Genomic DNA, 13,078 nt, shown 5'->3' with positions numbered 1-13,078 from the left:
AGCTTCCAGAGATCCGATCATTTCCACTCACTTTTGCTTAGTCGGCGATAGTAGTCAGCCACAGTTTCCTCGTAGCCGGCTGGTATGGAAGCAGGTTTTCCGGATCTCGCCTCTGCGGTAGCCCCATGGTTCATCAACTGAATTTCAATGCGGTCCATAGAACTAAGCATCTCCCGATGCAACTGTTCGACAAGCGCAGGGTTCCCAGGAAAGCGTTTCGGATCAAGGTTTCGCATTCGCTGCGTCAACTCCCTGATCTCCTTTGTGAGAGTGGGATCACCTTGCACCATCTGGTTTAGTTGGCCAAGCTCCCGTAATTGCTGTAGGTAGACTTGTTCGGTGTCCCGCGGATTCCCGGATGCATCGGTAGGCACAGGCCCTACCGCTCCGGATGCGTAGGTATTATTGCCAGTGTTTATATTTCCCCAGGCAGCTCCATCGCTGCCTCCTCCTCCAGTACGCACCTCGCCGTTGCTATTCGCTGTCTGCGGGCTGTTGGACTGCTGTCCGGGACCATTTCGTTGGAGCTGACCATTCTGAGCTCTGAGATCCGATGGGTTTTGCCCCTGTCCTTTGCCTCCACCGGGCTGCTGGCTACGATCTCCCGCACCATTCTGCGTCGCCTGACTATTTGGAGCTCTACCGCTCGGGTCAGTCATCTGCTCAAGCTGTTGACGTAGTCGACGGACCTGCTCTAGTGCGGCCGTCTGATCGCCTGAATTAGAACCTGTGCGTGGCCCCGGCTGTCCTGGACGTATACTCTCTTGCGCCTCACGAAGTTGTTGACTCAACCTTTGCAGGCCTTGCGCGATCTCAGATTCAGTTCCGTTGGAGTTTGGATTTATCCCGCGGCGCAGCCAATCCGCCGTTCGCTGCATATGATTGTCCAGGTCGGACTCATCCATCTCTGTGAGTGCCTGGCGTAATTTTTGTGCTGTCTCGGGCTGGTTGGGAGCCATCATGCGCGCCGTGTCTCGTAAGTTCTTCTGTAGTTTGGAGAGGGCATCAGAGAGCTGTTGTCTCTCCGCAGCCAGCTGATTCCGCTGTTGTAAGCGGGCCTCCATGCTGTCGCGGCTCATCGGATCGACTGGGGCTTGGCTGGCAAAGCGATTGATCTGGTCCGTCTGAGCGCGCTCTTCCTGTGCGATGCGATCAGCTTCCTGAGACAGCGACCCCAATTTTCCTGAAGCAACTTGTTGCTGCCTGGCGCCGAGAAGGTTCTTCGCTTCTTGCAACTTGTCGGCCGCCTGACGGGCAGTTTCAGCGCTCTGTTGCTGGCCGCCGTTCCGTCTCATCGTATCGGTCGCCTGCCTCAGTCGGCTGAGTGCTTGTTGAATGTGCTGATCTTGAGAATTACTGCCTTGAGAGGAGGCCGAATTACTGCTGGATGATGAACTCTGCTGTTGAGAGGACTTGCCAATGGAGTTTGACGCAGAGTTTTGTTGACTCGATTGCTGCGCGCCATTGCTCTGCTGGCCGTTCTGTGCAAGCTGTTCCATCTCGCGTTGAAGCTGCTCGGCCTCACGTCGCAGCATCTCCTGCTGCCAGCGATCTTGAAAGCTTTGCTGTGGGTTTTTCTGTTGCCTGGCAAGTTCTTCCTGTCGCTTGGCTAGAGCGTCGAGTTTAGCCAATACGTCATCGATTTCCTTCTGCTGTTTCTCTGCAGGTGAAGTGTTCTGAGCAGTCTCGTACTGATTCTTCTCTGTATCCAGTTCAAGATCAAAGAGGCTTGCGAGATCGCGCCCTGCTGAGTTGGCGGCACCGCCGCCGCCACCCTGTTGACCGAATGCAACCTGAATCTGACGGAATGTTGCTTCAGCGTGTAACAGAGCCTGTAAAGCTTTTTGCTCGAAGGGTAAGGCGTCTTTCCACTGCGTCCCCTTCAGTCTTTCGGCTGAAGGTGCCATCGCTGCGGCGGCCTGTTGCATATCTTTCTCAAAACTGCTGAACTCGTCATTTGCTTCAGAGAGGTCGCGGCTCTGCATACGGGCAGAGAGCGCCATGACCTGATCACGCAATTTGCTTTGCGCGTCGGAAAGGAACTGTCCGGTCACTGCGGCATCTTTCGGTGTAGTCGATTTGTCGTTCTGCTGTTTCCAGGTGGCCGCAATAATTTCCTTTTCGCGCTTCGACATATCCGTCTGGTTGTTCTGGCCGCCTGCGCCTGCGCCACCCCCGCCGGTTTGCTGTGACTGTGAAAACTCTCGCTCAAACGGATCGATTTGTACAAAGCTGATGCCAGTGCGAGTCTCGGCATGCCCATCTTTGGCTGTGGCATACAGGCTCACAAGATCGCCAGGAACTAGCTTGTACTCTTCAAGTTGCAACGTATGAGAACCGTCGACGCTCTTGACGCCCTGAGCTTTCAACATATTCACGTCGTGGTCAGGGCCGCCATTCACGGAGTAGTGGAGATGCAGGTCACGAAGCCCAAACTGATCTGCTCCCTGAACACCTATAGTTACTTCTTCGATCGGAGATGCACGGTAGTCTCCGCCAGGCCTGGTGATACTTACATCAGGCGGCTCCGCTTTATCAGTCGCGATGAAGTAATCTTCTGAAAGCCGAACGGTTTGGCTCTGGTCGAGTGCGGCGATGTGGTAAGAGCCGTCCTTGCTCATGTGAATCGTGCCGGTGTATTTATTCGCACTTCCGCCCGACAGTGCAACCGTCTGATTGTCATCGAGAGCGAGCCGTCCATTGGTGAGCGGCTTATCCATCTCGACCTCGATTGTCGCGTCAGTTCCTTCAATCGCGCGCAGGTCGCCCAACTGTTCCTGTGTCACAGGCTTCATGCCTGTCCATCGGGGATACTGATATGTAACCTGAATCTTCTTTACCGAAGGTAGATCGACCACATGCACGTTATAATGCTGCGAGGTCAAAGGACCTGCGGTGACGTAGTACTCCACATCTTCAGGTAAACCTGCAAGCATAAACTGATAGCTCGTCGCGCCACCCAGATCTGGTTGCGGCTGCATGGTGACGGGCTCCCAATTCTTGGCACTTTGGTAGTGCGCGAAGATCTGAACTTTCTCTGGATGCAAGCCAGTAACATGCGCTGTGATCAACTGATCACTATGGCGTCGGACTGTGACGTTACCCGGAGTGACACGGATGCTATACAGAGGAACTGCGTCCTTGTGTTCTCCAGTCCACAGAAGGGCCGCTCCGTAGCCTATGAAGCCTGGCCTTGCTGCGATCGTCCAGATCAGGGGGCAGAGACAACCGAGTCCGATGCCGGCGAGCCCAAAGAGTCGATTGCTCGGCGCCATCGATGACGGCGGCGCATCTTGAGCGTGCGAGAGTGTATCAGCTGCAAGTAGTTCGAGAAATGGGTCATCGCCTGGTTGTTGGCGCTCGTGGAATGTAGTAAGTCGCTGCTCGAGGACTGGGTGCAAAGCTTCTGCTTTGCGCACCGCTCGAGTAGATGTAAGTCGTAACAGCGGCACGACAACGCCGAGTGCTGCGACAATGGCAAGCACAGCAAAGAGGGCGAGCCGCGCGCCTTTTACTCCGGTCGGAGGAAACGCAAAATGGTTCAGTATCAGGACAAGCGCACTCGTAGTTGCGAGGGCTGCCAAGGTAAGGATTGCAGTGCCTGAAATCCAGGCATGCAGTCGCAGCCTGGATTTCAGTTGCGAGATGTAGGAGTTGAGCTCGCTTTGCTTGCTCATATATCCTCCCGCCGCGTACCCAGGTAGCGGCTTGAGAGCAACGTCTCGGCGACAGCCACCGTGAATGCAAGTAACATAATGTACCACCACAGGCTTAAGTTTTGGGAGTCTGGGTTGGAGGCAACCACTCTCTCGCTGCCCCGGCGGCTATCGTCGCTCCCGATCCATAAGCTCTGTATTTCTGGTGAGATCGGGGTCAAATCCGATTCTGTTCGGTCAGGATTCACTCCAACAACAGTATCGCGTCCGTTCGCGAACCGAATCTGATAGAAGCCTGCCTGTCCAAGGCGAAAACTTTGAGCGATGCTGGCCTCACTTAGTGAAAGTGGGCGTCGTCCCTCTGGGTCGATGACCTCCACATTTGCTGCTTTCCCAGGAGCTACAGATGATGCCCGAAGCTGCACAAATGAGTCGACGATCCTCGATCCACTGAGCTGCTCGCTCCCGGAAAGGTATCGAGTCATCTTATCCACAAAGGGGACAAAAACGGGTTGGATAGGCAGATCGTTGGTCAGATTTTCGAGACCTGAGGTAAACAAAAGTACACGCCCCTCCCCGACTTGTCTTTCCAGTAGGAGTGGCGTGCCATCGCTTAGCCTCGCGGTGACGCGCGCACCCTTAGAATCGACAACCGCTGCATACAGCACTTTCGTTGCTGCCCATCCTCCGTTGTCGCGCCCCGGCTTGTCTTGCTCGAGCGGAGGGAAAGTGAAATCGACGATGCCGATTCCCACCGCTCCTGAAGGCCCGAAGGTGTGAGCTTGCTCAAGTGAACTCGACCACAACGGGATATGTTTGCGACGTTCCGCGTCAAGACCGAGAGCAATAAAGACATTCCCTCCCTTCGACACGTACTGCTCCAACGTATGTTCGAAGATCGAAGGAAGACTGGTGGCATCAGACAACACGATAAACGCAAATTTCGCCGGCTCTAAATTGGTCGTCTGTTCAACCACCATAGGTTGCAATCCAAAGGCTCCGTGGGTGGCTGCGTTCAGTGCTGCACCGAAGTACGCCGGTGACCGCAGATCGGCTGCGCTATGAACAAAGAGAACCCTCTGCGGGTCAACGCGGCGGATAACAAACCTTGCCGTGTCGTCTGCGGGTAGGGAGTCGCTGCCCTCTATCCGTATCTCGCAACGGTTGAAGCCATAGTTCACGTCAATCGGCGCAAACTCGATTGGAGTTCGACCGTTCTCCGGAACGGTGATGGTCCGGCTGGCAACAGGTCTTCCATTTACGACAAGAGAAATGGTTTTGTCTGCTTGCGGTGAAGTAAAGCCAGCAACGACCGCCTTCACACGCGAGTTCGTAGAATCCTTGGGGTCTGTTAGCTCGGCTGGCGCACTTAGACTCTCAATGGTCCAGTTCGGAGATGCGGAGTTACCAGAGACCGAATGGAGCGTTAGTTTGACATTCGCAGGCAACACCGCGTCAGCAAAGTTATCGGGCATCGCAGTGCTTTGCATGTCGCTGAAGAGATGAAGGTCCATAGGGACCGGCGACGATTCGCTCAGGGCGTGAACAGAACGCCCGAGGCCCGCAAAGCTCGCGTGTCCATCTCCAACGTCAATGTTGTCGAGCGCAGTTTTCAGTTGTTCTGAATCCGAAACAGGTTGGGTCAAGAGCTGAACCTGTCCACCAAGAGCGATGACCTGTGCTCGTTGCGAGCGGGGCTTTGAAGCGAGTGTCTCGAGTGCCTGCCGTTTCGCATCCATAAACCGGTTTCCCGCGCGCATGCTAAACGAGTTGTCGAGCACGATCAGCAGAAGACTCCCGTTTGCATTTGCAGGACGACGGAGATACGGATTTGCGAATGCGAGAACGATTAGCAACACAAGCAGCAAACGCAGTGCGAAGAGTAAGAGGTATCTGAGGCGCCTGTGACGTGTCGAACTTTGCGTACCGCGTTCGAAGAACATCAGCGAGCTGACCGGGCGGGGAATCGTGACATGCTTACGCAACAGATGCACAAAGGTGGGAATCCCCAGCGCCAGAAACCCAACAAGAAACCATGGCGCAAAAAAGCCCATTACGCACCCGCCTTCCGCAGTGACAGATACTCACGCAGCACCCTATCCAGCGGCTGGTCAGTGCGGATTAGCTCATACTCCAGCCCCGCGGCCTTTGACCGTGAGCGAAGATGCTCGATGTGGGAGTGCATCTTCTGACGATAGGTAGAGTTGACATACTCCGGCGTGACTTCGATCTTCTGATCAGACTCAAGATCTACGAAGATCGCCGGATTTCTCAATTCCGGTCGAATCTCCTGGGGGTCGAGCACATGAAACAAAACAATGTCATTACCCTTGAACCGGAGGAATTCAAATGCTCGTATGATTGCATCGGGCTCTTCGTAGAAATCGGAGATTACGATGACAATTCCGCGCCTATGCAATAGGGTCTGCAGGTGTTTCAGGGGTTTAAAGAAGTCGGTTCGCGCTCGTGGCTCGGCACGATCGAGCGTAGCAAACAATCGTGCCAGTTGCCCCTGACGGGTTGAAGGTTGCACGTAATCGCGGACCTCGTCGTCGAACACAACAATCCCGGCAGCGTCACGTTGGTTGCGGATGGCCATGTAGAACAACGATGCTGCGATGTAACGGGCATAGTCGGCCTTAGCAGGCTTCCTCGATCCGTACTGCATTGAATTGCTGGCATCGAGCAGGACCATAAGCTGGCTGTTCGTCTCGCCTTCGTAACGTTTCAGATAGCAGCGTTCCGTTCGCGCGAAGAGATTCCAATCAACATGGCGAAGGTCATCTCCCTGCGTGTAGGCACGATACTCCGCAAACTCCTGGCTAAATCCGAAATCGGGAGATCGATGCAATCCAGAGATGAAGCCATCGACGACCGTCTTCGCTACCAGATCGAGCGAAGAGATGCTGGCCAGTATTGCAGGATCAAGAAAGCGCTGCATCAGATCTCCCTTGGGGGCGGCATGTGCCTTAGCAGGCGTCTCAGAATCTCGTCGGTATCGATTCGCTCCGACTCAGCGTGGAAGTTCAACAGGATGCGATGACGCAGTACAGGAATGAGCAGTGAAGTGATGTCCTCGTAGGTTACGTGATATCGCTTTCGCGAAAGCGCTCGCGCCTTTGCGGCTAGAACCACGAACTGTGCGGCGCGTACGCTGCCGCCATAGTTAACATATTTCTTCACGAAGTCAGGTGCATTGTCACTCTTGTGACGCGTTGCGCGCACAAGATCGATGACATAGCGCGCCACTGAATCGGCAATCGGGACCATCCGTACCAGTTGCTGAAAATCGAGCATCTCTTCAGCGGAAGTTACAGCCTGCACGTTTGGTCTACGCGTGGTCGTCGTCAGGCTTAGGACCTTCAACTCCTCGTCCGGCCTGAGGTAGTCCAGTGTTGCGTTGAACAGGAAGCGGTCCAACTGCGCCTCCGGAAGCGGATAAGTGCCTTCAAGCTCGATCGGATTTTGAGTTGCCAAGACGAAGAACGGTGCGGGCAGAGGATAACCCTGTCCTCTTACCGTGCACGAATGCTCCTGCATTGCCTCGAGCAACGCGGCCTGAGTTTTAGGCGGCGTGCGATTGATCTCGTCAGCAAGCAGAATATTGCCGAAGATTGGGCCTGGAACGAAGGTCCATTTGCGGTGACCTGTGGCCAGATCTTCTTCAATGATGTCAGTGCCGGTAATATCAGACGGCATCAAATCGGGGGTAAACTGGATGCGACGAAATTCGAGGCCGAGCGCCTCGGCAATGGTTCGCACCATCAGCGTCTTCGCTGTTCCAGGCATGCCTGTCATCAAACAGTGACCGCCAACAAATAGCGCGATCAAGACCTGATCGAGGACTTCGTCCTGACCCACGATGACCTCGCGTACCTGGGTGACTATGTTCTCTCGTACCGAGTGAAAGCGCTCGACGCGCTGCTGGAGCTGAACTGCATCTTGATTGACGTCGGCGAAAGTAGCCATGAGATGATGCCCTCACTATTTGTCAGGTGATTGATGTAGTTCCAGTAATAGTTTTTGCGCGGGGACATACCCCGGCGCAATTTCAAGAGCTGCCAGCACACTCTCTTCAGCTTCATTCTTATGCCCGGCTGCCAGGTAGGCCTTCGCGAGCAGGAACTGTGCTCCTGCCTTATCTACCGGGTTCGACGCTACTGTAGCGGCGTACTCGCGTGCAGACTGATCGTAGAATTGTTGGTCATACAGCAGGTCTCCCAGATGCCGGTGGAGTTCGGCATCGTTCACGGGATAGATGTAAATTACCCGCGAAAGTGTCTCTGCAGCTTCGCGCTTGTTTCCGTCATGTTCTTCGATATCCGCCAGGTGCTTCAGGAGTGCCGGGTCCTGGCCCCCAGCGCGCTGATAAGCAGATAGAACTCGCGCCTCAGCTTTGGTGTCGTTTTGCGCTCGGTAGGCATCAGCTAGAAGCTCATATATGCTACCCTCGCCTACATATTCAGGATAGAGGGGAAGTGCTATCGTCGCTTCCTTGATGACCGTGTCCCATCGTTTCTCGCGCGCGGCGGCCAAGATTGCTTTCAGACTCTCCCGCCATTGATCAAAGTGAGAGACCTGAAAGGCATATCGTTTATCGATCCACATCAGATACTGTCTGTCGAATTCCTCTGGCGTGATATCGAGATTACTTTTGATCATCTCTGGCGTGGTCTTCCGATCAGCATAGGAATGGACCATCTCAAGCAGCTTTGATTCACCCCACTTTTCTTTTACGAAGTCGCAGATACTACCTGCCTGAAAGTAGGAGACGACCACTTGTGATGGATATTCGGGATAGACGAAACCTCGGTCCAGCTTGAGTACGGGTAACAGCTTCTTTTCTCGAATAGCGATGATTACCTCAGGTGTGATGCGATTAGCCCACTCTGGGGAACGCTCGCCTTCTTCGTGTACTGCGAGCCCCTCCGTAAACCATCGCGGAACGCGGTTTTTTGTTGCTGTAAGCACGTAGACGTGGCTCATCTCGTGCCATAACGTCGCTCCCCAATTGAAGTCTCCAGGTTTTCGCGCGGATGGACTGTCGATGGCAATGACTTCGCCGAAGGTCACACCGAGCGCCCCCAACCCGGGCATTCCCATCGTCCTGACTGCGAAGTCTTCATGGTCGGGATAGGCCTCAACCTGCACCGGCCCCGGTAGCGTTAATCTGTATTTTGTGTTGTAAGCCGCGATGATTCGGTGCAGTTCGTCCTGAAAGTATGGGCGTAAGAGATCAGCCTCCGTCTTCTTAAGTATCAAAATCGTGGTTTGGTCGCGGACGGTAATGTAGTTCTTATAGCTGTCGAGCAAACGCAGACTGTTGACGGTAGCGGCGTCACGATAGCCGTTGTTGTAGCTCAGTTCGAGCTCCTTCTGCGCCTCTTCCTGCTGGCCAAGTCTCATGAGACCAATGCCCAGATCGGAGTGCGCTGACCAGAGGCGGGGATCCGCTGCGATCGCCTTGCGGTAGTAGGTCACCGCGTCATCCTGGCGATAGTGAAGCTCAAGCTGGCGGGCTATGTGTGAATACGCCGCTCCGTAGCGAGGATTGATGGCTCGCACCCTCGCAAGCCAGGAGTCGGGCGAGTGTTCGTTGAGCAGGTCGATCGCAGCATGAACAGACATGGCGTCGAGTGCATCGCTCTCAAGATCAAGTGCCTTGTCCGCCTCGGCGGCCGCGAGATCGCGATCGTCATTTTCGAGAGCGAGGCTAGCTGCAAGCTCATGGGCCTTTGCTCGTTTCGGATCAAGAGTGAGAGATTTGTTGACATAATGCAAGGCTTTGCCATCGAAGCTATCTGCCGATACGATAGCGAGGCCGAGATAAGCGTCTGCGTTCGACGGATCCTTAGACAGCGCCTCACGGAAGAGATCCGCCGCGTCTTTGTCATTGAAGCGCTCGTGTAGCAGCATTCCCCAACGAACCTCGATCTCAGGCCCGCTATTTGTTGATTGGGTTGCGAGGCGGAATTGCTCATTTGCCCGGTCCCATTGCTCAAGACCCCAGAATCCCTCGGCGCGAACGGCCGCTTCTCCGTTTTTCGTCAATAGTTCGAAACACGATTGCGATTCGCGTTCCTGTCCGTGCTTACGCAATCGCCAGCAGTCTGCTGGGGCAGCGGCGAGCACTGTTGCATTTAGCAGCAAGGTCGCAATGAGTGTGGATATCCGCATCACTTGTCCAACTCCTGCTGCACCCGCGCCAGTTCCAACAACATCGCTGTGAGTTGCTTTTTGTAATCAGCCGGATCCATTGCGGCTTTCTGATACTTCAAGGCATCGATGTTCCGTTCGAGTTCCTCCTTCTTCGCAAGAAGCGCAAGCTTGGCAGGGTTGTTTGCGGCCTGTTGGGTACTCCCAAGCCGAAGTAAGGTGAAGTTCGACAGGAGAGCGCCCTGGCTGGCACCTGCGTCGCGAACAGGCTCGCCGCTAGCGTCGGAGAAGACGGCATGCTCTGTCGCGAGCCGCCTCTGCGACTCATAGAAGGTGGCAGTCTTCTTCGTGGCGTAAGTAAAAGCCTCGAGCGCACTGATCGAATCGCTCTTATCTGTATCGGAAGACGTGTCCTGCAAGGCCTCGACCCAGTACCGTGCGAAGACCGTCGCGTTCTTCTCCGTACCTGATTTTGTCGCGGTGACGATGGCTCGGCCTGGGTGCCGAAGCGCAGCAATTGCGCCACCGCTCGCGCTCGAAGTATCAACGATAAGCTGTCTTTGAGACGGAATGCGATTGCACAGCTCTGCGATTTCTTCATCGCTTACATCCGGTCCAACCAGGTTGAACTTGTAAACCATGCCATCAAAAGATCCGTGGCCGATCAGTATCAAAACAAAGTCATCCTCCGGCTTGGAGGAGTGGGCGACTGTGCTTAAAGTGTCTCTTAATCGTACGGCAGTGGCGTCCTGTCCGATCAGCGTATAGATCTGCGCATTAGGCCCAGAGGCTTTGAATATCTTCTCGAGGTCTTTCGCCTCGGCGGTGAAGCGCTGTTGGTATTCCGGTTCGCCTCCAAGCCCTGCCACGACAACGTAGTATGCCGTGGCGTGAGCACAGATGAGGGGGAGGCACAGGGTCGCGCAGAATATTCCCAGATGAAATATTGGGCAGCGTCGTCTTTGCCCCTGTGACCTCTTCATACTATTCCCCATCTGCGCCGCAATAACCACTCCGCGCTGAGCAGGCTTAGAAGCACCAGAAAGACAGTGGGCATATTCCACAGAGGGTTGGTCGTGCGAACAGAGATGCCCGCCTCGGAATAGGAGATGTTGTTAGGCAGGTCCTTGATTGCATTGGGCTCCCAGTAGCGACCGCTCGTCTCGTTGGAAAGCAATTGCAATAACTGGCGGTTTTGTTCGGTGTGGAAGTTCTCTGCCACACCGTCCTCGCGGCGAAATGTTAAGGTGTCACGTCCTAACTCCTGTTTCGATGCGTTGTCTGTGGCCATTATCTCCGCTAGATAGCCGCCGGGCTTTTCGGCGTTCCACAGTGCCGTGTACTTGCCTGGGGTCTCCTGCGACGGAGACAGATCGATGAACGAATTAACCCCTTGAGGTCCGAGGATATGCGCCACAACGAGCGAACTGACTGCTGGCTGAAACTGAAGATCGCGGACCACGGCGGCCAGCTGAATCTTTTCGTCGTCCATCAGCAGGTGTGACGATACAGAAGCGGTAACCCTACCCGGAGAATCGGCGACGAGCCAACGGATCAGCTGTTGCCAGAAGAGGTTATGCGAGGGATCGCCCAACGCTTCACTCATCTGCCAGCGCCATGTCCCTCCCGTTGCGAGAATTGCAGTACGACCATGCCCATAACTCTGAGTTACGAGCAGCGGAAGTTTTCGTCGTCCGACGTTCATCTGCGCAAGTACGAGGGCGCCCGGCTTTGGCGATCCGGCGTTCTGATAATCCGCGAGATAAGTCAGCTTCCTCCACCGTTCCATGTTCTTGGCGGGGTCGTCGAGTAGCCGTGTGATGGGTGACTCTGCGCCGGCCGGAGTCAGCTCAACAGTCGCCGCATTGCGATGAAAGCTATTGCGCCCGGGGGGTAGAAATGTCGGAAGCATTTCGTTGATACTCGACGCGCCCCATCCTCCGTCACTCAGTGCCATCCGCCCTCCAAGGAAGAGAACACCACCGCCTCTCCGGTCCACATATTCGCGCAGCAGCTCACGCTGCAAGGGTGAGAAATAATCCGCGTCCACCGAGCCGATAATGATCCCGTCGTATCCGAACAGGTCCTCCGGTCGCGTGGGAAAGCCGTTGGCAAGTTCACCCGGATCATTAATCCCCTGGCGATAGATCTTGTTTTCGCTGGTCCTCAACATGGAGACCAGCTGAATGGTCGGGTCGTCCTCCTCGGCACGCCGGATGAACTTGAACTCCCATCGAGGCTCTCCTTCTACATACAGGACACGTCGCTTGACGTCGTTTACAAGAACCGATCGTGTCATCGCGTTGTTCTTAAGGTTCTCTTCCTCAGGCAGAGGCTCTACGGCGAACCGAAGATCCCGCGCTCCGGCATTGCCCGCTGAGAAGAAGAGCGATTCCGTTTGAAGAACTCCGTCCGGGTCAAGCTTAACGTCTCTTGTTGAGAGAGTTTTTTCTCCATCCTTAACTGTTATCTTCGCCGTCTGCCCGGCAAAGCCATGCTGCATAAAGCTCAACGCTGCGGACAACCGGGAATTGATCACTGCAGAAGGAGCTACGCTAATATTCTCCAGTTCCAGATCATGCGCAAGCTGTGGCCGTCCAAAACCAATCGTGTGAACAGGCAATCTCCGATTACGCAAGGCCTGCAAGGTGTCGGGTGAAACCCCCGAGTCCCCCATTTCGGCTGAGTTCTGTCCACCGTCGCTCAGCAGAAGAATCGCACCAATCGGCAGGTCCGTAGTGTCCTCCGCAAGCTTGCTAAGCGCCCCATTGATGTTTGTGGCGGCATCCTGGGGCTGAAGATTCTGGAGTCCATCGATCCGCGTGACGCTGGCGCCCAGGCGATAGAGGCGCACCTGAAATCGCTTTTGAATCTGGGATATCAAGCCGTTTTCAAGAATGTTGAGCGCCGCTGACTCACGGGTCTTGCCATCGCTATCTGCTATTGCCATACTGCGCGAATTGTCTACGACCACAGCGATGATATTCTGCTGCGAGGTCAAGGCGGCCACCACCATCGCAGGTTGCCACAACAGGAGGAGAACCAAGGCGATGAAACCGGATTGGATAGCCCACAAGACCCAGACTCTCCAGGTCTTCAATTTAGGCGCAGCGGTTGAGATCTTCCGATAGGTCACCAGCGCCAGTGCGGCCGTGAACACAGCAATGAGTACTGCCAGCATCCACCCAGGCCACGTCGAGAGCAGCACAAGGCGGCCCTTCGTGAACACTGGACTTGGATATTTGAAGAGGAACTCAAACATGCCT

7 protein-coding genes are annotated in these 13,078 nt (G+C 55.0%); all 7 read right to left on the bottom strand.

The window, feature by feature from the left end; genetic code table 11:
* Positions 1-17 precede the first annotated feature (17 nt).
* The 7 genes from Q363_RS32825 to Q363_RS32795 all read right to left on the bottom strand — a co-directional run bounded on the left by Q363_RS32825 (position 18) and on the right by Q363_RS32795 (position 13,074).
* A complete protein-coding gene (locus Q363_RS32825; RefSeq protein WP_245632632.1) occupies positions 18-3,485 on the bottom strand; it encodes a hypothetical protein in 3,468 nt (1,155 codons plus the stop codon).
* A gap of 188 nt (positions 3,486-3,673) precedes the next feature.
* On the bottom strand, positions 3,674-5,710 hold the full coding sequence (locus Q363_RS32820) for a vWA domain-containing protein (protein ID WP_035359017.1): 2,037 nt from the start codon (positions 5,708-5,710) through the stop codon (positions 3,674-3,676).
* Positions 5,710-6,597 carry a DUF58 domain-containing protein gene (locus Q363_RS32815; RefSeq protein WP_035359016.1) on the bottom strand — a complete coding sequence of 296 codons (888 nt, stop codon included), beginning with the start codon at positions 6,595-6,597 and terminating at the stop codon, positions 5,710-5,712. Before Q363_RS32815 ends, Q363_RS32820 begins: the two co-directional genes overlap by 1 nt.
* Positions 6,597-7,625, bottom strand: coding sequence for an AAA family ATPase (locus tag Q363_RS32810; RefSeq protein ID WP_035359015.1), 1,029 nt, complete (start codon positions 7,623-7,625; stop codon positions 6,597-6,599). Before Q363_RS32810 ends, Q363_RS32815 begins: the two co-directional genes overlap by 1 nt.
* Before the next feature lie 15 nt (positions 7,626-7,640).
* Positions 7,641-9,833 carry a tetratricopeptide repeat protein gene (locus tag Q363_RS32805; RefSeq protein WP_035359014.1) on the bottom strand — a complete coding sequence of 731 codons (2,193 nt, stop codon included), beginning with the start codon at positions 9,831-9,833 and terminating at the stop codon, positions 7,641-7,643.
* On the bottom strand, positions 9,833-10,795 hold the full coding sequence (locus Q363_RS32800) for a hypothetical protein (protein ID WP_245632631.1): 963 nt from the start codon (positions 10,793-10,795) through the stop codon (positions 9,833-9,835). Before Q363_RS32800 ends, Q363_RS32805 begins: the two co-directional genes overlap by 1 nt.
* On the bottom strand, positions 10,792-13,074 hold the full coding sequence (locus tag Q363_RS32795) for a glutamine amidotransferase (protein WP_035359013.1): 2,283 nt from the start codon (positions 13,072-13,074) through the stop codon (positions 10,792-10,794). The genes Q363_RS32800 and Q363_RS32795 overlap by 4 nt, the downstream gene beginning before the upstream one ends.
* Positions 13,075-13,078: the final 4 nt, after the last annotated feature.

The organism is Edaphobacter aggregans DSM 19364, assembly GCF_000745965.1.
GTDB lineage: Bacteria > Acidobacteriota > Terriglobia > Terriglobales > Acidobacteriaceae > Edaphobacter > Edaphobacter aggregans.
Note: the sequence above shows the minus strand (reverse complement) of the source record. Positions and strands in the feature narration are given on the sequence as shown.